Here is a 26,228-nt window from a genome sequence, read left to right as displayed (position 1 = left end):
TCGTGCCGTAACCCAAGTGACAAAAAAGCAAATCAAAAGGAACATCAATGTTAAATGTCTGGCAAAAAACCTGCGTAAAAATAGCCGAGTGGTTTTCGTTGTGGATTGTAATCGGCTGCTTATGGGCATGGTGGCAGCCGGAAGTGTGGATATGGTTCCTGCCTTACATTGCCATCGGGCTCGGCGTGATCATGCTAGGCATGGGCCTGACCTTGCGGCTGGCCGATTTTTCGGAAGTGTTCCGCATGCCCAAGATTATCGCTATCGGCGTTCTGGCGCAATTTATCATCATGCCCCTGTCGGCCTACTTTTGGGCAAAAGTGCTGGATCTGGAGGCGAGCCTGGCGATAGGGCTGATTCTGGTTGGCGCTTGTCCCGGCGGCACCGCATCTAATGTGATCACTTATTTGGCTCGTGCCAATGTGGCCTTAAGTGTACTGTTGACAATGTGCTCTACCTTCGCTGCCGTAGTGATGACGCCATTACTGACCCAATGGCTGGCGGGCACTTATTTGCCGGTTGACGGCTGGGGTTTGTTTCGTTCGATGGTTGTAGTGGTATTGATCCCTTTGATAGCCGGATTATTAATCAATACTGCATTGGATCGTATTCAGCAGCATAAACGTCATGTCGTACGCGCCGTTATTCATACGGTCGGCCCTATCGTCAGCGTCGCAGTGATTGTGTTGGTGGTAAGCAGTATCGTGGCTGGCAACAAAGCGGCGATTGGGCTGGTCGGGCCAAAATTATTCTGTTCGGTTTTTTTATTTCACGCTACCGGCTTTGCGTTAGGTTATGTTGTGATGAAATGGTTGGGCTACGGCAAGATAGAATGCCGCACCGTATCGATAGAAGTGGGTATGCAAAACAGCGGGCTAGGTGCATCGCTGGCTAAAACGCACTTCGCCGGCATGGCTATGGCTCCCGTTCCCGCCGCGATTTCAGCGGTATTTCATTGTTTGATCGGTAGCGCACTGGCGGGCATTTGGGGCAGAAGAAAGTAACCGCTCCGCTTACGCAATCAAAACTTGCTTTGAATAGCTGTCGCCTACTTTTGGCATCCGTGTTCCATTTTTCTATGAGTTGAATGGTTACGATTTTTGGATCACGGCTTCTTAATCACCTCATCCCGCAACACATCAAACGCATTGAATGCAATAGCCAAGCTGAGTTTCAAGTTGATGATACTGGCAATGGTGGTACTGGTGAAAATGCAGATCATGATGGCGATTTGGTATTTCACGGCCAGCCAAGGTTCACTGCCTCCGAGAATCTGCCCCGTCATCATGCCGGGTAGGGATACCAGTCCCATGGTGGCCATGCCTGCGATAGTCGGATTGATCGCGGCTTTAACGGCCTCCCTAAAATACGGACGCACGGCTTCCCACCGGGTCGCGCCCAGCATTAAAAAGGTCGTGTATTCGTTTTCGTTTTTTCGTAGCGTCGAATAGAAGCGCTCCAACGCAATAACGTTGCCCTGTAGGCAGTTGCCCAGGATCATACCCGCCAATGGAACGATATAGCGAGCATCGTAAAAGTGCGTCGGCTGGATGACCAGAATCACCAGATAGGCGGTCGAGAGCAGTATGCTGGTGGCAATCGCGATAAAGGTGGCCAGCATAAAATAACGCGTTTTCAGCCCGGCGCGGCGCAAAATACTCAAATCGGCGACCAACAGCATCACCAAAATCCATAAACCATTGAGCCAGGGATTGTTAAGATCGAACAGCGCTTTTAGATAAATACCGACCAGCGCTAACTGAATGCTCATGCGCAGAATGCCGATGCCAATATCCCGGCTCAAGCGCAGGCCGATCAGCCACAGCAAGAACCACGGCAGCAAACAGAGACCGTAAAGCAGCGCCATCTGCGGCAACTTAATATCAAGAGTTTCCATTGCGTTTTACCTGAGTCAATCGACCCGCTTCAAGTTCATAAACACTGCCACAACGTTCCATCCACTCAGGATCGTGAGCGACCGAAAGCACGGTCAGCTGCGGATCGGAGAACACATCGAACACCACTTGTTTGCTTTCCGCATCCAGCGCACTGGTTACCTCGTCGAGCAGATACAGTTTCTTGCCTAACAACAGCCCGCGGGCCAGCGCAATCCGCTGTTTTTCGCCACCGGAAATACGGCTGCTGTCCCGGTTTAAAATGTCTTCAGGCAGTTGCAATCGTTGCAACACCTCAGTCAATTGGGCTTGTGTGGGCCGGTGGTCGCGATGCGTTTTAAATTGAAACGGCAATAACAGTGCTTCCCGCACGCTTTCAGCACCCAATATCGGTTCCTGTCCGATGTAAGCCGTGCAGCTACGAATGAATTGAACAGATTCCGGCGTTAGCGGTTGTTCCTGAAAATACACCGTGCCTGATTTTAGCGGATGCAGCCCCAGCAAGGTTCTCAGCACGCTGCTTTTACCGGAGCCGGATTTGCCGCATAACATCGCTTTTTCGCCAGCGAACAGCGCAAAGCTGACGTCGGAGAGTATCGATTTTCCGTGGGCAGTGACCGATACTTGATCGAATCGAATGATAGGGAGCATATAAATTGAAAGAAGCTATTCAGTAGCTGGCAGAATAGCATACGGACGCCAAAAGCAGGCGCGTCTTATCGTATGCTGAAACCTTCGGCTCTGGACAATGATTAAAAATTAGATTAGATTCTTTTCATTAACTAAAACTAACTATAAGGCAGGAGATTATGAAAAAATTGACCGGCTTTTTTATTTTAGTATCGATAATCTCTTGCTCCACAGTTGCGCACTCGCAAGACGTCGAGGAAGTGCGGCCTGGCTTTGTATTGTTGGATGTCCTGCTTTACCGGCCCGTGGGTTTGGCCGCAACAATTATTGGCACCGGATTGTATATCGGGATAAGTCCCTTAACGGCCTTGGCTTCCATACCTGAGCCACACGATGCGTTTGTCAAAACCGGCAAAATTTTAATTCTCTTGCCCGCCAACTATACTTTTGTGAGGCCATTAGGTGATCGAAGCTTTCCATATAGGCCGCCGCAGGATAAACATAGACCGGTTGAAAGACAGAGTGATGCCGAAACCTATAATGAAACCTATAATATGGCTGTGAAACCCGGGCAACGCCCTGTGCCTCCCAAAGCACCGGGAGTGCCGCTGCTGCGTCACCCCTGATGCCGGCATATAAATTACAAGTTCATAGGGCTTTATAACTCCCATGCCGGAGAGTGGGAGTTATGTGGGTCTACGCATTACTCAAAAAACCGCTTCAAATACTCCCCGGTATGCGAAGCTTTATTTTCAGAAACCTGCTTAGGCGTGCCTTCTGCACCACACCTTGTTGACGACAGTCCGTAATCCAAATTACATCTTAATTATCGTTCCCACGCTCCAGCGCTCATCGTTATACACAAGTGTCTGCGGTACACCGCATCCCCCATCGTTCCCACGGGCCTTGCTCAGAAACATGCCGATATGCAGACCTTCCAGGTTTTTAAAACCTGGAAGGTCTAACTGGCAACGTTCTGAGCAGGCGAGACGTTGCAGGATGTAGGACGGAATAAGCCTGTCCTGAGCTTGTCGAAGCGGCCGGTTCGAGCGACAGCGAGAATTGGCGTTGCCTACATGGACAGATATTTGCTCCTGCAATATCCGCTTGACCTCCACGGATGGAGGAAATGCCGCAAGATTGCATGGAGCAATCGCGGCCACCACATCCATGTGGATTATGTAGGTAAGGGGCGTGAGCACGACTGCATGGATGCAGGAGGTAGAGTACCAACAGTAGGCGCTTTAGGCGACGCAGGAGTAGTTGCCGAGGAGCGGAAGCTTTTCCGGTAAACACCTACCAAACTCGCCGGAAACGCCACCTCGGCCACCTCGCGCTACGCGCCCTTCGGCTTTGCTCAGGAGAGCCTTGGATGGCCTTATTCCGGCCTACATCCGAGTCCGCCATTCCAGCACCCATGCAGAATGACACTCTTGGACAGACTTGTGTATAACGATGAGCGCTGGAGTGTGGAAACGATAAAAATTTTGCAGTGCGAACGCCATGACTAAATTTGTGTAATTTTGTATATAACTGAAATATAAACAGCAAAGACGTGATTAAGCGGTTAACTCAAGAAGGCTGGATTAATGTGGGCGGTAAAGGCGACCACATCAAATTCAAGCATCCGGATAAGCAAGGTCATGTGGTTGTGCCGCATTCACGTAGAGACGTGGCGGTAGGCATATTAAGAAATATTTACCGGCAAGCCGGTTGGGAGTGGCAATAATATTATATTCAGTTTATGTGCATTTGGGGGATGATAAACACGCGCATGGTGTGACCATTCCCGATTTTCCGGGGTGCTTCTCGGCGGCGGATGATTGGGATTCGTTGCCGGCTAATATTCAGGAAGCTATTGAATTGTATTGCGAAGGGGAGGATATGGAAATCCCCGCGCCAACCCCGTTAGAACAATTAGTATCTCGCCCTGAATATGAAGGCGGAGCATGGCTGCTTGTGGATGTCGATGTTTCACGGTTATCAACCAAGCCGGTACGCATCAATATTTCCTTGCCGGAAAATTTGCTGCAAGACATTGATCGCTACGCCAAATCGCATCATTTAACGCGATCCGGTTTTTTGGCACGTGCGGCGCTGGCGGAAATACAAAAGGGGCGTGTAGTATGAGTTATGTTTGCTGTTTAATAGACAAATAGATAATAAGGGGCGTGAAACTTTGCGGACTGGGCAGCATGCTCCGTCCGGTATAGGAATGCGCTGAACAACGTGAAGCACATCGATCGCGACTGATGTGGTTCGTCTAAGCACTTGGCAGGTTAGAATGGACGTTTGTCTGCTATAATTACGAAGGGCTTTGAGATAAATTTAGGAGACAAGATGCAGCGAACACAACTCTTACCGGTAAACGATCTTGCCATTGATTTGCAGAATTTTCGTACTGTGGCTCAGAAAAACGAAGTCGAAGCAATCAAAGCGATGATCTCTATTAAGCCCGAGTACTTTTGGGGCTTGATGGAAAGTTTGCTCGACGATGGTTATCTTCCGACTGAAAACATCATCGTTCTTGGAGACGCTACAAGTGGGTATTTGGTAAAAGAGGGAAATCGGCGCGTTGCCTCCTTAAAAATTATGCTTGGTTCGATTGCCTTAACCGATTTGGAACTCCCAAACAAAATTGTCGAGCGTATTGGGCAACTTTCCGCGGATTGGATTAATTCGAATACCCAAATTCCTTGCACGATCTATCAATTATCGGAAGCGGCCATTGTCGATCGAATCGTTACTCTTATACACGGCAAGAGTGAAAAAGCGGGTAGAGATGCATGGGGATCAGTTGCTCGCGCGCGGCACAACAAAATCGAAAATGGCGCATCGGAACCCGGTTTGGATCTTTTGGAAAAGTATTTATTGCATGGAACCAATCTTACGCACGAACAGAAACTTAGATGGGCCGGCGATTACCATCTGACCGTTCTTGACGAAGCCATAAAGAAAACAGCCCAACGCTTAGGGGCGAGTTCAAGTGTCGAACTGGCAAAGCTGTACCCCAAGATTTCCCATAAGAAACCGCTTGACGATATCATTCATGCCATCGGCATGGAATCACTCACTTTTCCGGCAATTAGAGAGTCAATAGACTTTGCGTTGAGATTTGGCGTCCCACCATTACCGCCTTCAACCGGACAAAATCCTACTACGAAGTCTTCGGGCGGAAAAACTGGAACCGGAGCACCACCGAATGTTGGAGGCAGTTCCGGGAAGCAAGCGGCAACAAATCCTACAGCCAATCCGGTTAATGCCGGAAGTCAGACTAATCCTAACCCAACTTCCCAGGGTAGTAGCACCCCAACTACAGGCCGCAAGACATTAGCTACAGCCACCAACGACGAAAAATCGGTAAAAAAGACCTTAAAATCGCTAAAGCTATATGGTGCAAATCGGGCTAAAATTGAAACTCTCCGCAAAGAAATTTTGAAACTAAAATTAGAAGACAATCCAATTGCATTCTGTTTTTTGCTTCGCAGCATGTTCGAGATTTCGGCAAAAGCATATTGTCAAGACCACGCTTCTCAGCCAAATGCTCCAACGTATTTAAAGAGTGACGGAAGTGATAGAATACTTGCAGATATTCTTCGCGACATTGTCACTTATTTAACTCAAAATAAAAAAGACCTGCAAATGGTAAGATTACTTCATGGACCACTGACAGAAATTCAACGCCATGATGGCATTTTGTCAATTACGTCAATGAATCAATTAGTCCACAACCCGTCATTTACGATCATACCGAGTGATATTCCTACATTGTTTTCGAATATTTTTCCGTTACTGGATCAAATGAACAAATAACCGAATATTATCGATGGCTCAAAATCGCACACCGCTCCGCTATCCAGGAGGAAAACAAAAACTGACTCCATTTATTTTGGAGATCATCATGGCAAATGGTCTGGAAGGCGGCCATTATGTTGAACCCTATGCAGGCGGAGCCGGCGTTGCTATGGAGTTATTAGTTGACGGGCACGTTGACCATGTACACTTAAACGATTCTTCTTATCACATATACTCGTTCTGGCAATCGGTGTTAACACAGACCGAGGCGTTTTGTTCAAAGATATCCCGGTCGCTTGTTAATGTCGAAGAATGGCTTGGTCATCGCGAAATCCTTCGCCATCCTGATCAACACAGTATTCTCGAAGTTGGTTTTGCCACTTTTTATTTAAACCGTACCAATCGATCCGGAATTCTTAACGCGGGTGTTATTGGCGGGTTGAATCAAAATGGCAAGTGGAAAATCGATGCTCGTTTCCCAATGAACGACCTCATTAGAAGGGTTGAACTTATTGGATCATTACGAGACCACATTACTTTGTGCAATTTGGACGCAGAACAGTTTTTTTTGACTCACTTTCCAACGCTACCCAATAATAGTTTGGTTTATTGCGACCCTCCTTATTTCGAAAAGGGAAGTCGGTTGTATCTGAATCATTATAAACAAGACGACCACGAACGAATTGCCAAGCTGACTCAAGGTTTAGATAACATTAAATGGATAGTGTCTTATGATGGTGCTGATGAGATATTAGCTTATTATAAAAATCGCCGGAAATTTCTTTATGAACTTCAATATAACGCTTCGAGAGCCTATAAAGGAAACGAGGTGTTTATATTTTCTGACCAATTAGTTATTCCTCGCAGATCATCATTGTCCTATATCGCCCATGCGCTCAACAAAAATTCAAGTATATTGCATGCTGGGCTGCCAGAAACACGGGCGGGATTAGTACCTTAGATACCGTATCACTCAAAAAAACGCCTCAAATAAACCCCAGTATGTGAAGCCACATTCCCGGAAACCTGCTTAGGCGTACCCTCGGCAACCAGCGTCCCACCGCCATCGCCGCCTTCCGGTCCCATATCAATAATCCAGTCCGCGGTTTTGATGACATCCAGGTTGTGCTCGATGACGATGACGGTATTGCCGTGATCGCGCAGGGTATGCAATACGTTCAGTAATTGCTTAATGTCGTGGAAGTGCAGGCCGGTGGTTGGCTCATCCAGTATGTACAAGGTTTTGCCGGTATCGCGTTTGGACAGTTCTTTGGCGAGTTTTACCCGTTGTGCTTCGCCGCCGGACAGAGTGGTCGCATTTTGTCCCAGGGTGATGTAGCTTAAGCCGACTTCGACTAAGGTCTGTAGTTTACGAGCCAGCACCGGCACCGGGCTGAAAAATTCGGCGGCGTCTTCCACGGTCATGTCCAGTACTTCGTTGATGGTTTTGCCTTTATAACGTATCTCCAGCGTTTCGCGGTTGTAGCGTTTGCCGCCGCAACTGTCGCAATTAACAAAAATATCCGGCAAAAAGTGCATTTCGACTTTAATCACGCCGTCGCCTTTGCAGGCTTCACAGCGGCCGCCTTTGACGTTAAAGCTGAACCGGCCGGGTGAATAACCGCGCGACCTTGCTTCCGGCGTTGCCGAGAATAATTCCCGTATCGGCGTGAACAGGCCGGTGTAAGTGGCCGGATTCGATCTGGGCGTGCGGCCGATCGGGCTTTGGTCTATATCGACGACTTTATCGAAATGCTCCAGGCCTTCGATTGCATCGCAAGGCGCGGGAATAACGCCGGCACGGTTGATTAACCGCGCTGCATGGCAATACAAGGTATCGTTGATCAGCGTCGATTTGCCGGAACCGGATACGCCGGTTATGCAGGTCAGTAAACCGATAGGGAAGGCAATGTCGACATTCTTCAGGTTATTGCCGTGGGCATTGCGGATGACTATTTGTTTGTCTTTATCGACAGGCGTTAATTTTTCAGGCACGGTAATGCCGATTTTTCCGGATAAATACTGGCCGGTTAACGAGTCAGGGGTGTTGATAATGTCTTCCAACGTGCCTTGCGCAATGATCTGTCCGCCATGCACGCCGGCGCCGGGGCCTATATCGACAATATGCTGGGCCGCGCGGATCGCATCTTCGTCATGCTCAACGACGATAACGGTATTGCCGAGGTCGCGCAGGCGGAACAGAGTGTTTAGCAAACGTTGGTTGTCGCGTTGATGCAGGCCTATCGATGGCTCGTCCAGCACGTACATCACGCCGACCAAGCCTGCGCCGATTTGGCTGGCAAGGCGGATACGTTGCGCTTCGCCGCCGGATAGCGTGTCCGCGCTACGGTCCAGTGTTAAATAATCGAGGCCGACATTGACTAAAAATTCCAGCCGTTCCTGGATTTCCTTGATGATTTTTACCGCAACTTCGCCGCGTCTGCCGCTTAACTGAAGATGGGCAAAAAAGTCTAACGATTTACGGATTGGGAAGCGGGTCAGGTGGTGTAGCGGCAAATCTTCGATAAACACGTTCCTGGCTGAAACATTCAGCCTCGCACCCTCGCAAGCGTTACAGGGTTTGTTGGATAAATATTTAGCCAGCTCATCGCGCACCATTTGCGAATCGGTCTCATGGTAACGCCGATCCATATTGGCGACGATGCCTTCAAAACTGTGGCGCCGCTTTTTGACCGATCCGTTTCCGGTCATGAACTTGAATTCAATCGATTCACGGCCGCTGCCATAAAGAATGATGTCCTGGACTTCTTGGGACAGTTCCGAAAACGGCACTTCCGGGTCGAAGTTATAGTGTTTGGCCAGCGAGCAGATGATTTGGTAATAATAGGCGTTGCGTCGGTCCCAGCCGCGAATCGCGCCGCCTGCCAAACTGATGTCCGGGTTATGGATAATCAACTCGGGATCGAAATGCTGCCGCACGCCCAAACCGTCGCAACTGCTGCATGCGCCTTTCGGGTTGTTGAACGAGAAGATGCGCGGTTCCAGTTCGGGCAGCGAGTAGCCGCAATGAGGGCAGGCGTAGCGCTCGGAAAACAGCAGTTCGGCCGCATCATCGATGCAGGCGGCGATGGCGATGCCGTCGGCGATGCGCAACGCAGTTTCGAACGATTCGGCCAATCTTAACGCGATGTCGTCGCGAATCTTGAAGCGGTCGACGATGACTTCAATAGTATGTTTCTTTTTTAAATCCAGCGCCGGCGTCTCGTCCAGGTCGTATACGGTGCCGTCGATCCGGGCGCGAATGAAGCCTTGGGCGCGAAGGTCATCAAGCAACTGGATATACTCGCCTTTGCGGTCGTTAACCACCGGCGCCAGCAGCATCCAGCGTTGATCTTGTGGTTGCGATAGTACATGGTCAACCATTTGGCTGATCGTTTGCGCTTCCAGTGAAACCTGGTGTTCAGGACAACGCGGCGTACCGGCTCGGGCATAGAGCAGTCTTAAATAATCGTAAATTTCGGTGATGGTGCCAACCGTGGAGCGCGGGTTGTGCGAAGTGGATTTTTGCTCAATTGAAATGGCCGGGGACAAGCCTTCGATATGGTCGACATCGGGCTTTTCCATCATCGACAAAAACTGGCGCGCGTAGGTAGACAGAGATTCTACATAGCGCCGTTGTCCTTCGGCATAAATGGTGTCGAATGCCAGCGACGATTTGCCCGAACCGGACAGTCCGGTAATGATGATGAGCTGATCTCGGGGCAGGTCAAGATCGATATTTTTTAGGTTATGGGTTCTGGCGCCACGAATGCTGATCGTATCCATTAAATAAATCCGGCAATTTAAACAACCGTATAATATACGAGCAAAGCCTTATTAACACAAACGGCTACATACTGGACGGCCTTAAACAATGCTCATCAATACATTAAATTCATTCATTTTTAAATACATTAAATTCATCGAAATGCTCGGCGTACTGATGCGGATTTTCAGTTTTTCGCTGGTCAGTTGGTTGGGGCCGGAAAGTCCGTTTCTGTTTGTATGGGCTTTTAATACCACCGATGCGGTGATACTTTCCTGGTGTTCGATGCTCAAGAAAGACAGCGCCTATACCTTGCTGAACGTGTTCTGGATTATGGTCGGCATTGTCGGCATGTTCAGGGCCAGTCATTTTTCTGTCGTTGATTTTCAGTCCGTCTGGCAGCACTTTTTAAGTCAAGTCGTCGCGCTGTTTACTTAATCAGCGGAAATGGGCGGACAAAGCTTGTTATAATGGACGCCATTAAAATAGTGAGATAAACCACTGGGTTAGTGAGGTATGTATACATGCCATTTTTCTAAACCCAGTAAAGGTGCGCGATGCGCACTCTACATTTATTGAAATTGGTTCAAAAAGGAGAAGCTGGTTTTGACAACAATGCAAGACATTACAAGTTCGATGACGTCATCGGAAAAACGCGCCACATGGTCGTTGGCAAGCATTTATGCGTTGCGGATGCTGGGGCTATTTATGATTTTGCCGGTGTTGTCGTTATTTGCCGAGCAGCTTGAAGGTTCAACGCCTGCACTGATCGGTCTGGCTATGAGTATTTACGGCTTGCCTCAGGTTTTGTTGCAAATCCCGTTCGGTCTGCTATCGGATCGCTTCGGCCGTAAAAAAATGATTATTATCGGCTTGGTATTGTTCTTTATCGGCAGCGTAATTGCGGCGCTGTCGACAAGCATTTACGGAGTCTTAGTCGGTAGGGCTTTCCAGGGCGCCGGCGCGGTTTCGGCGGTTATCATGGCCTTGGTCGCGGATTTGACTCAGGAAGTTCATCGTACCAAAGCCATGGCGATTATCGGAATCAGTATCGGTGCATCCTTTGGTGTCGGCATCATTGCCGGGCCTGTTATTTCCGGATTCGGCGGTGTGCAGGGCGTTTTTGGGGTGACTGCGGTGCTCACGCTTCTGGCTATTTTAACGATCATTTATATCGTGCCTAATCCTCAACAATCCAAATTGCATCGGGATGCGGAAGTCGTTCCCGAGGAAATGTTGCATGTGCTGAAAAATCCGGATCTGTTGCGCCTGAATTACGGTATCTTTACTTTGCACCTGATTTTAATGGCTATCTTTGTCGTGGTGCCGTCGTTGATGAGAAACGCGGGATTAATAGCCGGACATGAATGGCAGGTTTATTTGCCGGTTTTTGTTATTTCAATGGCATTCGCGGTGCCGTTCGTGATTCTGGCAGAAAAGAAGCGCAAAATGAAACAGGTGTTTTTGGGCGCTATCGCGGTGTTGATAATGGCTGAATTGGGCTTGTCGGCGATTCATCAAGATTTGATCGGGATTGTAGGTTTCTTGTGGTTGTTTTTTTGCGGCTTTAATTTGCTTGAAGCGACACTGCCTTCTTTAATATCGAAGACTGCACCGGCTGACTTGAAAGGTACGGCGATGGGCGCTTATTCGAGTTCGCAGTTCATGGGGCTTTTTATGGGCGGACTGGTGGGCGGCTGGTTTAACGGTAAGTTTGGGGTTACGGCGGTGTTTTTATTTTGCGCTGCTGCTGCGTTCAGCTGGTTGATAGTATCGCTGTGGATGAAACCGCCTCGCTATGTGGCAAATTTGCTGATTGCATTGGAACGGCTCAGTGAGCAGGACGCAAATGAATTCGTTGCCGAAATGCTTAAAATCAATGGTGTAGAAGACGTCACGCTGCATTATGAAGAGGCTTTGGTTTATCTTAAAGTTGATAATCAACAATTGAATAAAGAGCAATTACAAAGTTTGATTACACACTACGTCAACGCATAATCTGATAGAATCCGAAAAAACCATAGGAGAAATATATGCTTAACAAAGTGATGTTGATAGGAAGGCTGGGCGCCGATCCTGAAGTTCGTTACATGCCTAGCGGCGGTGCAGTTACGACATTGAGTCTGGCGACTTCCAGGCGCTGGAAAGATAAGCAAACCGGTGAGCGCCGCGAAGAAACCGAATGGCACAGAGTGGTGCTTTTTAATCGTTTGGCTGAAATCGCCGGCGAATATTTGAAAAAAGGCAGTCAAGCTTATATAGAGGGGCATATTCGTACTCGGAAATGGCAAGCCCAAGACGGTCAGGACCGCTACACGACTGAAATCGTTGCCGACACCATGAACATGCTGGACAGCCGCAGTGGCGGCACTTCCGAGTTTGGCGGCGAGCAGCCTCAGGGCGGATATGCAGCGCCTTCATCAAGACCCGCTCAGCCCCAACAATCGCCGCAACATCCGTCCGGTTCCATGCCGCCACCGCCTAATTACGACGATTTCGACGACGATATTCCGTTTTAGAAATTGTTTTGTAGAAATTGTATGTAATGTTGCCAAGCCTCTGTTATCAGGGGCTTTTTTATTGGTGCAAAGAAAATTTTTTGTACCTTTACAAATTGGTTTTGATAGTCTAATTTCAAACTCAACGTATCGCTTTTTAAAAAATCAGGGTCGCAATTTATGGCTGAAAAATAATTTGTTCAGCGCTTCTCTGGTGGTTTGCTGATTCAGGATGTAAATCACCATCAAATATATATGACTTTAAGCATTCGCCAACTCTCCTGCCAAAAAAATCATTAAGAGACAGTTTATGAAAATCAACATGCCGGTAACTAACGTGGAATACAAGCTTAAAGAGACTGATTCCATAGTATCCAAGACTGATTTGAGGGGGACGATTACCTATATCAACGAGGACTTCCTGCGCATTAGCGGATTTACCAAAGCAGAGCTGATCGGTGTCTCGCATAATATAGTGCGGCACCCGGACATGCCGCCGGAAGCGTTTGCGGATCTATGGAAGGCGTTGAAAGAGAATCGCCCGTGGACCGGGTTGGTAAAAAACCGCTGCAAAAACGGGGATTTTTACTGGGTGCTGGCCAATGCCATACCCTTTTATGAAAACGACCAACTGGCCGGTTATATGTCGGTGCGCAGCAAACCCAGCTTCGAACAAATCAATGCGGCAGATGCCGCCTACCGGCTGTTTAAGGAAGGCAAGGCCGGCAACCTGAAAATACAGGACGGGAAAGTCGTCAAATCGACTTTTCCGGGAAAACTTAACCCATTCAAGAGTCTCACGATCAAAAGCCGTTTAATCAATGTTATCGGCATGCTCAGCGCACTAATGATAATTATCGGCGGCATGGGCTTACATGGCATGAGCAAGGCCAACGAAGGCTTGCGCACAGTGTATGAGGATCGCACAATGCCGATGGACCAGATATCCACTATCAAGGAACTGCTGTTGACCAACCGGCTGAACATTACCTCCGTCTTGCTTACGCCAACTGCTGAGATGATCCAGAAAAATAGTGCTGAAGTGGAACAAAACATTACGGAAATAAGCAGGATTTGGGCTGCTTACATGGCCACTTACTTAACCCCGGAGGAAAAAAACCTGGCCGACAAATTCGCCGCCGACAGGAAATTATTCGTAGAAGAAAGTTTGAAGCCCACTATGGCAGCGCTGAAAGCCCATGACCTCGAACTCGCCAACAAGCTTGTCGTAGACCGGATTAACCCGCTTTATAAACCTGTCGGTGAAGGCATCAACCGGCTGATGCAATTACAGATCGATGTCGCCAAGCAGGAGTTTGAATCGGCGCAGTCCCGCTACGGCCACACTCGCAACATCGCCATCGGCTTGATCGCGCTAGGCATTATGCTGGCCCTATGGCTGGGTTTTACTCTGATCCGCGGGATTGCGCGCCCGTTTGCTGCCGTTATCAGCCACTTCGGCCGCATAGCCCAAGGCAAATATAACAATGCCATAGACATTGAACGCCAGGATGAAATCGGCAAGGTCATGGAAGCGCTTAAATCCATGCAGACCAAGCTCGGTTTCGATATGGCGGAAAGCAAACGCATTGCCGACGAGAGTTTACGCATCAAAATCGGCCTGGATAATGTCAGCACCGGCGTGATGATCGCAGACAATGCTCGCCACATTATTTATGTTAACAAATCTGTGGTTGATATCCTCGGCAAGGCCGAAGCGGATATTCGTAAACAGTTGCCGAACTTCTCAGCGGCCAATCTGGTCGGCACCAATATTGACGGTTTTCACCTAGCTCCTTCGCAGCAAGAAAAACTTTTGTCTACTTTCAACAATACCTATGTCGCCAAAATAAATCTCGGCGGACGATCTATGGTGGTGAGCGCCAATCCGGTCATTAATGAACAGGGCCAACGGCTGGGCGCGGTAGCCGAATGGCAGGACCGCACCAATGAAGTCGCTGTAGAGCAGGAAGTGGCCGCCCTTGTGCATGGTGCGGTTATGGGGGACTTTACAAGGCGTATTAACATACAGGGCAAAGAAGACTTCTTTAAACAATTGGGCGAAGGGCTGAACGAACTGCTGGAAACGACCGAGAGCGGCATTAACGATGTGGTACGCGTATTGGGCGCTCTATCCCGTAGTGACTTGACACAAACTATTACCAATGATTATGCCGGCAGTTTCGGACAACTCAAGGATGACGCCAATACCACGGTGGAAAAACTTAAGGAAATCATCGGGCAAATCAAGGACGCGACCAACGGCATCAACACCGGGGCTAAAGAAATCGCCTCCGGGAACAATGACTTGTCGCATCGCACCGAGGAACAAGCCGCCAGCCTGGAAGAGACAGCGGCCAGCATGGAGGAACTGACTTCAACGGTACAGCATAATGCCGCAAACGCCAAACAGGCTAATCAACTAGCCGTTGATGCATCCAATATAGCCGGCAAAGGCGTTGAAGTGGTCGGTCAAGTGGTTAAGACGATGGATACTATTAATGATTCTTCCCGCAGGATTGGCGACATTATTTCGGTGATCGACGACATTGCTTTTCAAACTAACATTCTTGCCCTGAACGCTGCCGTTGAAGCGGCGCGCGCCGGCGAACAGGGCAGGGGCTTTGCCGTGGTGGCTGTAGAGGTGCGCAACCTCGCGCAGCGCGCCGCTACAGCAGCCGGAGAAATCAAAAACTTGATTGACGACTCGGTCGTCAAGGTTACCGGCGGCAGTAAATTAGTAACACAAGCCGGTCAAACTATGGAAGAAATTGTTAATTCCATTCGCGGCGTTACCGTCATGATGTCTGAAATTAGCGCCGCTTCAGCGGAACAAACGAGCGGCATCGAGCAGGTTAATCAAGCTATCAGTCAAATGGACGACGTAACTCAGCAAAATGCCGCTTTGGTAGAGCAAGCTGCCGCCGCAGCGGAATCATTGGAAGAACAGGCGCAAAGCCTATCGGCCACCGTAGCGCAATTCAAAGTGGAGGGTTACTCTCGCTATGCGCATAACAGCATGGCTCAAGTAAGCTCTTTCCGTGCAGCGCCGCCGCAAAGAGAGACCGCAATCGCTAAAGCCGGAGCAGTTAAAAAATCGGCATCAGTTAAACCTAAACCGATCCTCCAATCTTCCAGCGATGACTGGGAAGAGTTTTAGTACGTAATCCTAAAAAATCAGTTAACCAAAGCATTGTGACCATTATAGGGGCGACCGGGACCGGCAATGCTGTTGACTTAAGCAGCGCAAAGTCCTCTCCAGAGGGAGAGGGTTGGGTGAGGGGAAATCAAAATGAGGAAGAAAGCTGATTTACCCCCCCCTCATCCCAACCTTCTCCCTCAGGGAGAAGGGGTACGTACTCTTAAGTCAACAGCATTGCCGGCCGGTCGCCCGGAAGTATCGGACCCAAGTTTTTTAGTTTTAAGCCTGAGCGTTTCTTAGCGCGCCCGGCATGAATCAAAACTCGTTATCTTAAGGGGATATTGTAGAAATATCAGGGTAAATGGGAGGAGCCCTTAACACCTATCAGTTTAACGAGAATATCCAATACGTCGTTCCGGCATGGACTGCCGGAATCCAGAAGCCAGGGATGGCAAGACTCAGACATCACATCCATGTGTTCTGGATACCGGCAGTCCATGCCGGTATGACGTGCTATTTGAGTAAAGTGATAGGTGTTAAGGGAGGAGCCTAAGTCAACATTACTCCATACCTAACCTTGGATCACAATACTTTAATCTCCCAAGAAACGTTCAAACTCCGCCAGCGGCATTGCCATGCCTATCAGGTTGCCCTGAAAGGCATGGCAGCCGTGAAGTTCCAGAAATGCGCGTTGCTCTTCTGTTTCTATGCCTTCGGCAATGATGTCCATCCCCAAGTTATCGGCCATGCCGATGATGGTTTGCACGATCAACGTATCGGCGGGTTTGATCCCGATATTGCTTACGAATGACTGATCGATTTTCAGCTGATCGAACGGCAGTTGCGCTAGACAAGCCAAGGATGAATAGCCGGTGCCGAAGTCATCAATGGAGAAGCTCACGCCAAGCTCTTTAAGTGTCTTCATTTTGGCAATGGTATCGTCGATGTCGTCGAATAACAGGCTTTCGGTGAATTCGAGTTTGAGCCGATCCGCTTTGATGGCGAATTTGTTCAGCATGGCGCGTACTTGTTCGGTAAAGTCAGGTTGATGGAACTGACGCGCACTGACGTTAACGGCAAGCTGCAAGTCGCGGGTTTGTGCATGGCTTTCCCAGCGTTTAAGCTGGGCGCAGGCGGCTTCCAGCATCCACTGCCCAATAGGTATTATTAAGCCGATTTCTTCAGCCAGTGGAATGAATTCATGCGGCAAGACGATGCCACGTTTAGGGTGTTTCCAGCGCAACAACATTTCGGCGCCGATAATCTGTCCATTATGGTGCACCTGCCGCTGGAAATAGAGCTTGAATTGATTTTTCATCAGCGCAAAGCGTAAATCCGCTTCCAGAGCGGCCCGAGCCGTAACCGCCTCTTGCATGTCCTGGTCGAAGAAACGCAAGGTGTTGCGGCCTGCCGCTTTGGCGCCATACATGGCGATATCCGCCCGTTTCAGCAGGGTGTTTATTTCATGCCGATGATCGATAAATAGCGTGATGCCGATGCTCGGGGTGCTTCGATACTCATGCTTGCTGAGCTGGTAGGCTTGGTTTAATGAAGCAATAATTTTTTCGCCTATGGTTTTAGCCTTGACAGCGGCTTCTTCAATATTTTCGCTCAGTTCTTCCAGCATGATCACAAACTCATCGCCGCCTTGACGTGACACGGTGTCGCCTTCCCGCACGCAATCCATTAGGCGCTGTGCGACCTGTTGCAACAATATGTCGCCCATATCATGCCCCAGATGGTCATTAAGGGATTTGAAGTTATCCAGGTCAAGGAACAGCAATGCGCCGTATTTTCTACTACGCGTACTGGTGGCCAATGCTTGTTGCAGCCTGTCCAGCAGCAGTCTGCGGTTCGGCAAGGCGGTCAACGGATCATAGTAAGCCAGTTGTTTTATTTCCTCTTCCGAGGCCTTACGTGTGGATATATCGGTATGCGAGCCGACATAGTGAGTGACGTTGCCATCGCTGTCCTTTACTGCGGTGATGGTTAGCCGTTTGGGATAGATTTCACCATTTTTGCGTTGATCCCATATTTCGCCCTGCCAGGACCCGGTACGATTGATGCAATCCCACATTTCAGCGTAAAAGGCCGAGTCGTGCTGTCCCGATTTGAATATGCGGGGCGTTTGCCCGATGAGTTCTTCGGTGCTGTAGCCGGTAATCTCGGTAAAGGCCCGGTTAACCCGCAAAATCATATTATCGGCATTGGTGATCATGATGCCTTCTTGAGCTTCAAAGGCCGCGGCGGCGATACGTAATTCCTCTTCGGCATGCTTGCTTTCGCTGATGTCGGTAAGGGTAATGCGCAGCACTGGCGTATGGTCGCCGGTTATTGCCGGCAGGCAGTCCAGCCGGGCATGGAAGTAGCTGTCGCCGCGTTTCAACCTCAGTTCGAGATTATTCTGTTCTCCTTCGCAGTCTAGCAGTTTCTTGAGTAGAAGATGCCAACGGTCGCCGTCTTTGGGTGAGATCAAGCTGGAAAAATGACGATTGATCAGATTGCAGCGCTCCACTCCGACTAAAGCGGCGGCGGTAAGATTGGTCTCGATGATTTCACCTTCGACCGTCAGGGTTAAATAACCAACGGGAGCGAATTCATAAAGATCGAGGTAGCGGTTATGGGATGCTTCAAGATCGTCACGGGCGCGCTGTAGCTCCTCGTTTTGCATCTTCAGCTCGATCTGGTGCACCTGTAGTTCATGCAGCAGTTCTTCTATAGAGCGGGACGGCGGTTCTTTGGTGATTCGGGTACGTCGTTCCTGGGGGTCGGTACGTGGCTTTAATTGATGATTCAGTTTCGTGGATTTGCTGCTCATATAAACTTCTCACCGATATTTTAGATAGCCTGCACGGTTTGTTCCTTGGGAATATCCTAAAAATCGGCTGGTGTCATACAAGGGTAATGCTGTTGACTTAAGCGTGTGCGCCCCTTCTCCCTTAGGGAGAAGGCTGGGATGAGGGGGGTAAATAAGCTTTTTTCCTTATTTGAATTTCCCCTCGGCAACTGCTCCCTGCGTTGCTCTACCTCCTGCATCCTTGCAGTCGTCACCCAACCCTCTCCCTCTGGAGAGGGCTTTGTACTGCTTAAGTCAACAGCATTGTCATACAAGGGGGGGTAGGATAGGGAGTTCAACTGATTCAATCAATAAGTACTATCACCTATCAGGCGAGCTGTTTGTTGGACTAGTGCTTTACATCGTCACAGCTCAGCGGTTGAATAGTGATGCCGGTTCCGGTTATAAGAATACGAGCTGTCTAACTCAAGCCTCGGAGTATATGGCAACTTATCATCCATGGCGTTGGACCGGCTTTCCTGCCGGTATGCCAATTCTCCGAAAACTTTGTGCATGTCGAGGTGCGCCGAAACGTAAGAACGATAAATCCTGTTTACGCCTTGCCGGTAACATCATTCAGCGCCAGCAGAATCAATTGCGGCTCACCGGTCAGGCCGATGATGCTGCGGGCGTTGAGCAGAATTTTGCGCTGACCGATGGCGGGAAAATCATGCTCCACCGGATAGTCCTCAAAAGCCTGATTGTGCAACAGAACGGCCTGCAGCAGATTGCGCAAGACGGGGATATTCCATTGGCCGTTACCTAGTTCGTAGATCGGATAACTCACGGTATCATTAGCAGTAACCTGAAAGCTTTGGTAAAACAAGCGGCTGGCGGTGACGACCTCTAATTTATCATTAAGTACAAGTAGCGGTTCGCGCACTGTTTTGGCGATGTCTTCGGCCAATAGCCTCGTTTCCAGTGCCTGTGTAGCCTGGGTACGATCGGTGATGTTGGTGAAGGTCAGCACCACGCCGTCGATCATGTTTTCCAGTGTCCGGTAGGGCTGGACGCGCGCCAGATACCAGTTGCCGTTCACTGTCTTTACTTCACGTTCGACGGGTACCAGGTTATCGAGCACGGAATGAGCGGCATCCAGCAAATCTTCACCTTCCAGTTCGGGTTTAATGTCGCTCAATGCGCGGCCCACATCAGAGGCAACCAGACGGTAGATTTGCGTTGCCTCGCGCGTGAAACGCCGGATGATCAGGTGTTGATCGAGGAAGATAGTGCCGATATGGATGTTGTCGAGCAGGTTCTTCATGTCATTCTGCATGTCGGCCAGTTGCCCAATTTTGGCTTGTAGTTCGGAGTTTACAGTGATTAGTTCTTCATTGATGGATTGCAGTTCTTCTTTGGAGGTTTCCAGTTCTTCGTTGGTGGATTGCAGCTCTTCATTGGTAGATTGCATCTCCTCGTTGGTGCATTTAAGCTCTTCGTTGGATGCAAACTGTTCTTCGATAGTGGCTTGGAGACTCTCTTTGGTATAAGCCAGCTCGCGCTCAAGGTCCTCGATATGGTGCAGTTCGTTCGGTTTGGAAGCGCGTTTGTGTTTGGTGGGCGTCGATTTGTAGGATGTCGCCGGGTACTTTATTTCTTGAAAACTCATTAGCAGCAGGCTTTGCTGATCTTGAGGATTCGATACGGTGCGTACGCTAAGCAGTACCGGGTGAAAATCGCCGTTGGTCTTGACCGAGAGTTCCCGGTTCAGGATTGTCGTTGTGTCTTGGCCTGCTGACTGGATAATGGAGCGCAGTTCCATCTGCAGACCTTCTCGCGCCATCTCGATGATGTTAAGGCTGGCATGGCCGGGTGCAGGGCGTAGATATTTGCCGGTCTCGCCATAGACATAGAGGATATTGCCTTTGATGTCCGTTAACACCGAGGCGGGCGAGTAGAATTGGAGCAGCATCCGCCGGGTCAGTTCGGCCAAATTGCTGTCTTTGGCGGTTTTTATGATTTCTTCAGGCGCTTTATATGCCGGTTCTGCCGTCCAGTTCAAATTACTGGTCAACATAACTCGAGTTGATGCCGGGGTGGGAGCGGCCTTGTAAAACTTCCATTTGCGGTTGAGCGGCGTAAACAGTTCGGTATGGTTGCCAATACCTTCCGACGGTGACAGAAACAGTACGCCGCCCGGCTTGAGTGCGTAGTGAAAGGCCGGAATCAGGCGGTTTTGCAGTTCCGGCTCCAGATAAATCATCAGGTTGCGGCAACTGAGCAGATCGAGCTTGGTAAAAGGCGGATCCTTGATGATATTTTGCACGGCGAATACTATCATCTCGCGTATTTCTTTCTTCACCCGATAGCCGCCGTCTTCCTTGATAAAGAAACGGCGCAACCGTTCAGGCGTGACGTCGATAGTGATGTTGGGCGGATATAAGCCGGCGCGGGCGATAGCGATGGTATCTTCGGCAAGGTCGGTGCTGTAAATTTGCACTTTAAACTCGTAGTGCTTTTCATCCATTAGTTCGCGCAATACCATCGCGAAGGAGTAGGCCTCTTCACCTGTGGCGCAACCAGCCACCCAGACACGGAAAACAGACTCAATAGGTTTGTTCGCAAGCATTGTCGGCAGGATATCCTGCTTAAGCACAACAAAGGCTTCCGGGTCGCGAAAAAAGTTGGTGACATTAATCAGCAGTTCTTTGAACAGCGACGTAACCTCGGATGGTTTTTCCTTCAGGTAGCGGGCATAGATTTCGGTGTCTTCAATGCCGTTTTGCGACATGCGTCTTTGAATGCGGCGATTAATGGTGCTCTTTTTGTAGAGAGAGAAATCGTGGCCGGTGGCGGTGCGTAACTGCATCATGATGTGATTGAAGCCGCTTAACTTAGGAGGAGTGAGGGCCGACTCTTGAAGGATCAGTGTTCGCGCGTCGGACATCAGTACTTCCGGCATTTTCTCTACCGGTAAAACATGACTGACATAGCCTGCCTGAATGGCGTTGGACGGCATGCCGTCGAATTTAGCCGTAGTAGGCTCTTGCGCCAGTGTAATGCCGCCAACGCCTAGGATGGCGCGTAATCCCAATGTGCCGTCGCTGCCGGTCCCGGATAGGATAATGCCGATGGCCTTTTCCGACTGATCTTCAGCCAGCGAGCGCAGGAACATATCAATGGGCATGCGCAGCCCGTGCGGCATTGTCGGTATGCTTAATTGCAATGAACCGTGAAAGATAGACATGTCGCGGTTAGGAGGAATCACATAGACGCAGTTAGGCTCAACTTGCATTTGATCTTGCGCCTCAATCACCGGCATTGGCGTGGTTCGTTGCAAAATTTCTGTGAGAATGCTGGCATGGCTAGGATCGAGATGCGAGATTATTACGAAGGCGATGCCGCTATCGGCAGGGACATGGTGAAAGAACTGCTCCAAAGCTTCCAGGCCGCCGGCGGATGCGCCCAAGCCGGCAATGGGGAAACCGCTGGCGCGGTTAGGTTGATTTTCCGGAGGAGTTGTTTGAGTCGATTTGGTTTGATTTTGGGTCATTGCGATATGCTCTGTTTGTGCGGCGATGATGCGGCTGGTAAGCGAATTGCTTGAATTTATCAAGTTTAATGATGTTTTGCCAGAGTAAAGTCAACCCCTTAGCACTGAAGAATCAAATTCGAGTGAGCGGAAGCAAAAAGCCAATAAATTGATGGCGAGAAATCAATTTATCTTTATCGATTCGGCTACCGGCTTGCGTTTTCTTTTATGGTTTACGGGCCGTAGGAAAAAGTCAGGTAAGTCCGGGCTATAGAAATCAATGTTTTTAAGCCGCTTAAAAGGCTTGAAGTAAGCCTTGCCAGTGTTGAGAATGCCCCGTTTTTATGGTTTAATACTGCGGTTTTACGTCTTTATGCGCCTTTGTTTTATTGGTATTTGAAATGAAAGGATGGTTTCGCCGCAACTTGATTGGAGAGCAGGCTATTAACTATGCGATTTATTATTAAAAAAGGTTTGGATCTACCTATCACGGGAGAGCCCAAACAAGTTATTGAGGATGGCAATAAGGTTAAATCCGTTGCTATTCTGGGGATGGATTATGTAGGCATGAAGCCTACCATGATGGTTAGTGAAGGTGATACGGTCAAGCTGGGCCAAGTGCTTTTTACTGACAAGAAAAATCCTGGTGTCAATTTTACTTCGCCCGGTGCGGGTGTTGTTCAATCTATTAATCGCGGCGCAAAGCGGGTTTTGCAATCTGTTGTTATCGAACTGAAAGGAACGGCGCAGGAGTCGTTTGCAAAATACAAGGTTTCCGAGTTAAGTGGTTTATCGGCAGACCAGGTTAAAGAAAACCTGTTGGCGTCCGGGTTGTGGACGACGCTTCGCACGCGTCCATACGGCAAAATTCCTACTGTGGACAGCAAACCTCGTTCTATTTTTGTAACTGCAATCGACACCAGCCCGTTAGCGGCTAATCCTGCGGTTATTATTAAAGAGCGCGGTGATGATTTTGCTAATGGTTTAGCTGTTATTGCCAAGCTGACGGAAGGTAAAACTTATGTTTGTAAGGCGACCGGTGCTGATGTTGCAACCGGTAATGCGCCTGTAACCGTCGCCGAGTTTTCCGGCCCTCATCCTGCGGGATTGCCAAGCACTCATATTCATCTGATTGATCCTGTTGCTATCGATAAATTCGTCTGGCATCTGGATTATCAAGCGGTGATTGCAATCGGCGCATTGTTTACTACCGGCAAAATCAATGTCGAGCGCGTTGTTTCATTGGCAGGCCCTACTGTTAAGAAGCCAAGATTGATTCGTACCCGTGCCGGCGCTAACACCGATGATTTGGTTGCCGGTCAATTGGAAGAAGTTGAAAACCGGGTGATTTCGGGTTCAGTGCTTTATGGGCATCTTGCGGCAGATTGGGCTGCTTTTTTGGGCTGCTACAATACTCAGGTTTCGGTATTGCAAGAAGGTCGTGCCCGCGAATTGTTCGGCTGGATTGTTCCCGGTAAAGACAAATATTCCGCACTTAATGTTTATACATCAAGCGTTGATCGTAAGCTGGATCGTAAGTTTCCATTAACAACCACCAAAAACGGCAGCAACCGGGCGATTGTTCCGGTCGGCGTTTATGAAGCCGTGATGCCGCTGGATATTTTACCTACGCCGCTGCTAAAAGCGCTGGTAGTGGGAGATTCGGATCAGGCTCAATTGTTAGGCTGTTTGGAGCTTGATGAGGAAGACGTGTCCTTATTTACGTTTGTGGATCCTGGTAAACACGATTTCGCTCCTGTTCTGAGAGCGAATTTAACTAAAATTGAGAAGGAAGGATAATGTCGCCTAGAGATATTTTAGATAGCATGGAACCGCATTTCACCAAGGGTGGGCGGTTCGAAAAGTATTACGGCCTCTACGAGATGGTGGATACTTTTATTTACACGCCGGCCGATGTAACGCGTGGCGCCACGCATGTTCGCGACGGCAATGACTTGAAACGAACCATGACTTTTGTGGTCATCGCTACGTTTTTTTGTATTTTGATGGCCCTGTATAACACAGGTTATCAAGCTAACTTGGCCATGGCAAAAATGGGCTTGGAACAAGCTCAGGGCTGGCGCAGTATCCCGATGATGATCTTTGGGTACAGTACGATGAATCCGTTTTCCAACCTGGTGCACGGCGCTTTGTATTTTTTGCCTATTTACATTGTGACGCTGGCTGTCGGTGGTGTTTGGGAAGTATTGTTCGCAACCGTTCGCGGACATGAAGTGAACGAAGGCTTCCTGGTGTCGTCAATGTTGTACACATTGATTATGCCGCCCGATATGCCTTTATGGCAGGTGGCTTTGGGTATTTCTTTCGGTATTGTTATCGGTAAGGAAGTATTCGGCGGCACAGGTAAAAACTTCTTGAATCCTGCGTTGACCGGACGGGCGTTTTTATATTTCGCTTATCCTGCGTCCATTTCCGGCGACTCCGTTTGGGTTGCGGTTGACGGTTATACTGCGGCAACGCCTTTAGGTTTGGCGGCAAATGGCGGTATGGATGCGGTTTACGCAGCTAACTACGGTTGGATGCAATCTTTCTTTGGTTTCGAACCTGGCTGTTTAGGCGAAACATCAACGCTGGCTATTTTGATCGGCGCGGCCTTCCTGTTATACACCAAGGTGGCATCATACCGCATTATGGGCGGCGTGTTTCTAGGCATGGTTGCTACTGCGTTGTTGTTCAACTTTATCGGCAGCGACACCAATCACATGTTTGCGGTGCCTTGGTACTGGCATCTGACGATGGGTGGCTTTGCTTTCGGTATGGTTTATATGGCCACCGACCCGGTCAGCGCGGCAATGACCGATACCGGCCGCTGGATATTCGGGGGGCTAGTCGGAGTTATGACGGTATTAATCAGGGTTGTTAATCCGGCATTCCCGGAAGGCATTATGCTGGCAATTCTATTTTCCAATATGTTCGCGCCTACGATTGATTATTTTGTCATTCAGGCCAATATCAGAAGAAGGATGAAACGTCATGCTTAAATGCGAACAGTTTAATAAAATTTGCGAAACATTGGATAAATGCGAGCATTACCAGAAGTTTAAAGTCTACCGGGATAAAGTCCTTGCCATGGGCAATGACAGCCTGGAAAAAACTATTGCCATCGCGGTTGCGCTTTGCTTGGTTTGCGCGGTTCTGGTTTCATTTTCCGCAGTTGCGTTAAAGCCGCTTCAAGTCAATAACAAAGAACTGGACATGAAGAGGAATATTCTTGATGTGGCGGGCTTGCTTCAGGAAAGTGGCGATATTGACAAGGCGTTTAGCGACAAAATCGAAGCTAAAATCGTCAACCTGGAAACGGGCGATTATGTTGAGGATATGAATCCTGCTGAATACGATCAACGTAAAGCGGCAAAAGATCCTAATTTAAGCGTTGTGATTCCTAAAGAGAAAGATATTGCTCATATCAGGGTAAAAGCCAAATATGCGAAAGTCTTTTTAGTTAAGGAAGGTGGAGCTCTTAAGTCGATTATTCTGCCGATAAACGGTTATGGATTATGGTCAACCTTATACGGCTTCCTGTCATTGGATCCCGATGGACAAACCGTACAAAGCATCAATTTTTACGACCAAGCGGAAACTCCGGGATTGGGCGGTGAAGTAGTCAACCCGAACTGGCGTGCGCTGTGGAAAGGCAAAAAAGTCTATGCCGAAACTGAGCAGGCTTCATTGGAAAAAGGCGTTATAGAGGAAGCCGAGATTGGCGAGCCTGCGCTAGCCTTGATTAAAGGCGTGGTCGATAACAGCAAGCCGGGGTCGCAGTATCAGGTCGATGGTCTGGCGGGTGCGTCATTAACCAGCGCCGGTGTGACTAACCTAGTCAGATATTGGATGAGCAAAGAAGGTTTTGCCCCGTATATAGCTAAAGTAAGAGCGGTTAAAGGAGTTAAGTCATGAGTGAAATTTTAAATGATGAAACCAAAAAAGTATTGATAGAGCCATTAGTTGACAACAACCCGATTACTTTACAAGTTCTGGGTATCTGTTCAGCGTTGGCGGTAACTTCACAAATGTCGACTTCGCTGATTATGGCGTTGGCGTTGACTTTGGTGACCGCGTTTTCCAGTGCGGCAATCAGTGCGATCAGAAACCACATTCCCGGCAGCATCAGGATCATCGTGCAGATGACTATTATTGCTTCGCTGGTTATCGTGGTCGATCAGATATTGAAGG

Annotated in this window: 19 protein-coding genes; 14 read left to right on the top strand and 5 right to left on the bottom strand. The window is 49.0% G+C overall.

Translation table 11 applies throughout. The features are described 5' to 3' along the window. The first annotated feature begins 47 nt into the window (after nucleotides 1-47). The gene (locus tag EPO18_RS15080) at nucleotides 48-1,004 is read left to right on the top strand and encodes a bile acid:sodium symporter family protein (RefSeq protein ID WP_292434612.1); all 957 of its coding nucleotides are present in this window, start codon (nucleotides 48-50) and stop codon (nucleotides 1,002-1,004) included. Between the two features lie 101 nt (nucleotides 1,005-1,105). Here the strand turns inward: EPO18_RS15080 and EPO18_RS15075 are convergent, their stop codons facing one another. Both EPO18_RS15075 and EPO18_RS15070 read right to left on the bottom strand, forming a co-directional pair. Beyond that, complete coding sequence (locus EPO18_RS15075) at nucleotides 1,106-1,897, bottom strand: ABC transporter permease (protein ID WP_292434610.1); 792 nt, start codon at nucleotides 1,895-1,897, stop codon at nucleotides 1,106-1,108. Then, entirely contained in the window at nucleotides 1,884-2,546 is a 663-nt protein-coding gene (locus EPO18_RS15070) for an ABC transporter ATP-binding protein (protein WP_292434609.1), read from the bottom strand. Before EPO18_RS15070 ends, EPO18_RS15075 begins: the two co-directional genes overlap by 14 nt. A 158-nt stretch (nucleotides 2,547-2,704) precedes the next feature. On the opposite strand from EPO18_RS15070, the gene EPO18_RS15065 reads away from it, so the two are divergent. The 5 genes from EPO18_RS15065 (at nucleotide 2,705) to EPO18_RS15045 (ending at nucleotide 7,281) form a co-directional block, all read left to right on the top strand. Further along, nucleotides 2,705-3,151, top strand: a complete 447-nt coding sequence (locus tag EPO18_RS15065; protein WP_292434606.1) for a hypothetical protein — start codon at nucleotides 2,705-2,707, stop codon at nucleotides 3,149-3,151. 929 nt (nucleotides 3,152-4,080) lie between these two features. Then, nucleotides 4,081-4,254 (top strand): type II toxin-antitoxin system HicA family toxin, encoded by a 174-nt coding sequence (locus tag EPO18_RS15060; RefSeq protein WP_292434604.1) that lies wholly within the window; start codon nucleotides 4,081-4,083, stop codon nucleotides 4,252-4,254. Next, entirely contained in the window at nucleotides 4,245-4,655 is a 411-nt protein-coding gene (locus EPO18_RS15055; protein ID WP_292434603.1) for a type II toxin-antitoxin system HicB family antitoxin, read from the top strand. The genes EPO18_RS15060 and EPO18_RS15055 overlap by 10 nt, the downstream gene beginning before the upstream one ends. A 210-nt stretch (nucleotides 4,656-4,865) precedes the next feature. Continuing rightward, the gene (locus tag EPO18_RS15050) at nucleotides 4,866-6,338 is read left to right on the top strand and encodes a hypothetical protein (RefSeq protein WP_292434601.1); all 1,473 of its coding nucleotides are present in this window, start codon (nucleotides 4,866-4,868) and stop codon (nucleotides 6,336-6,338) included. Nucleotides 6,339-6,351: 13 nt separating this feature from the next. Next, the gene (locus tag EPO18_RS15045) at nucleotides 6,352-7,281 is read left to right on the top strand and encodes a DNA adenine methylase (protein WP_292434599.1); all 930 of its coding nucleotides are present in this window, start codon (nucleotides 6,352-6,354) and stop codon (nucleotides 7,279-7,281) included. Between the two features lie 8 nt (nucleotides 7,282-7,289). Here EPO18_RS15045 and uvrA read toward each other — a convergent pair whose 3' ends face one another. Beyond that, nucleotides 7,290-10,106, bottom strand: a complete 2,817-nt coding sequence (uvrA, locus tag EPO18_RS15040) for an excinuclease ABC subunit UvrA (RefSeq protein ID WP_292434597.1) — start codon at nucleotides 10,104-10,106, stop codon at nucleotides 7,290-7,292. 88 nt (nucleotides 10,107-10,194) lie between these two features. On the opposite strand from uvrA, the gene EPO18_RS15035 reads away from it, so the two are divergent. The 4 genes from EPO18_RS15035 (at nucleotide 10,195) to EPO18_RS15020 (ending at nucleotide 15,744) form a co-directional block, all read left to right on the top strand. Further along, nucleotides 10,195-10,524, top strand: coding sequence for a hypothetical protein (locus EPO18_RS15035; RefSeq protein ID WP_292434594.1), 330 nt, complete (start codon nucleotides 10,195-10,197; stop codon nucleotides 10,522-10,524). Between the two features lie 177 nt (nucleotides 10,525-10,701). Further along, nucleotides 10,702-12,084 (top strand): MFS transporter, encoded by a 1,383-nt coding sequence (locus EPO18_RS15030; protein WP_292434684.1) that lies wholly within the window; start codon nucleotides 10,702-10,704, stop codon nucleotides 12,082-12,084. A 35-nt stretch (nucleotides 12,085-12,119) separates the two neighbouring features. Further along, nucleotides 12,120-12,605: a single-stranded DNA-binding protein gene (ssb, locus tag EPO18_RS15025; RefSeq protein WP_292434592.1), complete on the top strand. Its 486-nt coding sequence runs from the start codon at nucleotides 12,120-12,122 to the stop codon at nucleotides 12,603-12,605. 289 nt (nucleotides 12,606-12,894) lie between these two features. Beyond that, the gene (locus tag EPO18_RS15020) at nucleotides 12,895-15,744 is read left to right on the top strand and encodes a methyl-accepting chemotaxis protein (protein ID WP_292434590.1); all 2,850 of its coding nucleotides are present in this window, start codon (nucleotides 12,895-12,897) and stop codon (nucleotides 15,742-15,744) included. Between the two features lie 574 nt (nucleotides 15,745-16,318). On the opposite strand, the gene EPO18_RS15015 is transcribed toward EPO18_RS15020, so the two are convergent. Both EPO18_RS15015 and EPO18_RS15010 read right to left on the bottom strand, forming a co-directional pair. Next, complete coding sequence (locus EPO18_RS15015; RefSeq protein ID WP_292434589.1) at nucleotides 16,319-18,544, bottom strand: sensor domain-containing protein; 2,226 nt, start codon at nucleotides 18,542-18,544, stop codon at nucleotides 16,319-16,321. 571 nt (nucleotides 18,545-19,115) lie between these two features. Then, nucleotides 19,116-22,055 (bottom strand): chemotaxis protein CheB, encoded by a 2,940-nt coding sequence (locus tag EPO18_RS15010; protein WP_292434587.1) that lies wholly within the window; start codon nucleotides 22,053-22,055, stop codon nucleotides 19,116-19,118. A gap of 429 nt (nucleotides 22,056-22,484) precedes the next feature. Here EPO18_RS15010 and EPO18_RS15005 point away from each other — a divergent pair, with 429 nt between their 5' ends. The 4 genes from EPO18_RS15005 to EPO18_RS14990 all read left to right on the top strand — a co-directional run. After that, nucleotides 22,485-23,834 (top strand): Na(+)-translocating NADH-quinone reductase subunit A, encoded by a 1,350-nt coding sequence (locus EPO18_RS15005; RefSeq protein WP_292434586.1) that lies wholly within the window; start codon nucleotides 22,485-22,487, stop codon nucleotides 23,832-23,834. After that, complete coding sequence (locus EPO18_RS15000) at nucleotides 23,834-25,036, top strand: NADH:ubiquinone reductase (Na(+)-transporting) subunit B (protein WP_292434584.1); 1,203 nt, start codon at nucleotides 23,834-23,836, stop codon at nucleotides 25,034-25,036. Before EPO18_RS15005 ends, EPO18_RS15000 begins: the two co-directional genes overlap by 1 nt. Next, nucleotides 25,029-25,952 carry a Na(+)-translocating NADH-quinone reductase subunit C gene (locus EPO18_RS14995; RefSeq protein ID WP_292434582.1) on the top strand — a complete coding sequence of 308 codons (924 nt, stop codon included), beginning with the start codon at nucleotides 25,029-25,031 and terminating at the stop codon, nucleotides 25,950-25,952. Before EPO18_RS15000 ends, EPO18_RS14995 begins: the two co-directional genes overlap by 8 nt. Continuing rightward, on the top strand, nucleotides 25,949-26,228 hold a 280-nt coding region (locus EPO18_RS14990; protein ID WP_292434580.1), incomplete at its 3' end, for an Rnf-Nqr domain containing protein. The genes EPO18_RS14995 and EPO18_RS14990, both read left to right, overlap by 4 nt.

The sequence above is a fragment of the Methylobacter sp. genome, assembly GCF_004322395.1.
In the GTDB taxonomy this organism is placed as follows: domain Bacteria; phylum Pseudomonadota; class Gammaproteobacteria; order Methylococcales; family Methylomonadaceae; genus Methylobacter_A.
This window is presented reverse-complemented; position numbering and strand designations above follow the sequence as displayed.

What these genes read in the sequence shown, in the direction of transcription:
- EPO18_RS15080 (WP_292434612.1), top strand. Translation starts at nt 48, where the DNA reads ATGTTAAATGTCTGGCAAAAAACCTGCGTAAAAATAGCCGAGTGGTTT.
- EPO18_RS15075 (WP_292434610.1), bottom strand. Translation starts at nt 1,897, where the DNA reads ATGGAAACTCTTGATATTAAGTTGCCGCAGATGGCGCTGCTTTACGGT.
- EPO18_RS15070 (WP_292434609.1), bottom strand. Translation starts at nt 2,546, where the DNA reads ATGCTCCCTATCATTCGATTCGATCAAGTATCGGTCACTGCCCACGGA.
- EPO18_RS15065 (WP_292434606.1), top strand. Translation starts at nt 2,705, where the DNA reads ATGAAAAAATTGACCGGCTTTTTTATTTTAGTATCGATAATCTCTTGC.
- EPO18_RS15050 (WP_292434601.1), top strand. Translation starts at nt 4,866, where the DNA reads ATGCAGCGAACACAACTCTTACCGGTAAACGATCTTGCCATTGATTTG.
- EPO18_RS15045 (WP_292434599.1), top strand. Translation starts at nt 6,352, where the DNA reads ATGGCTCAAAATCGCACACCGCTCCGCTATCCAGGAGGAAAACAAAAA.
- uvrA (WP_292434597.1), bottom strand. Translation starts at nt 10,106, where the DNA reads ATGGATACGATCAGCATTCGTGGCGCCAGAACCCATAACCTAAAAAAT.
- EPO18_RS15035 (WP_292434594.1), top strand. Translation starts at nt 10,195, where the DNA reads ATGCTCATCAATACATTAAATTCATTCATTTTTAAATACATTAAATTC.
- EPO18_RS15030 (WP_292434684.1), top strand. Translation starts at nt 10,702, where the DNA reads ATGCAAGACATTACAAGTTCGATGACGTCATCGGAAAAACGCGCCACA.
- ssb (WP_292434592.1), top strand. Translation starts at nt 12,120, where the DNA reads ATGCTTAACAAAGTGATGTTGATAGGAAGGCTGGGCGCCGATCCTGAA.
- EPO18_RS15020 (WP_292434590.1), top strand. Translation starts at nt 12,895, where the DNA reads ATGAAAATCAACATGCCGGTAACTAACGTGGAATACAAGCTTAAAGAG.
- EPO18_RS15015 (WP_292434589.1), bottom strand. Translation starts at nt 18,544, where the DNA reads ATGAGCAGCAAATCCACGAAACTGAATCATCAATTAAAGCCACGTACC.
- EPO18_RS15010 (WP_292434587.1), bottom strand. Translation starts at nt 22,055, where the DNA reads ATGACCCAAAATCAAACCAAATCGACTCAAACAACTCCTCCGGAAAAT.
- EPO18_RS15005 (WP_292434586.1), top strand. Translation starts at nt 22,485, where the DNA reads ATGCGATTTATTATTAAAAAAGGTTTGGATCTACCTATCACGGGAGAG.
- EPO18_RS15000 (WP_292434584.1), top strand. Translation starts at nt 23,834, where the DNA reads ATGTCGCCTAGAGATATTTTAGATAGCATGGAACCGCATTTCACCAAG.
- EPO18_RS14995 (WP_292434582.1), top strand. Translation starts at nt 25,029, where the DNA reads ATGCTTAAATGCGAACAGTTTAATAAAATTTGCGAAACATTGGATAAA.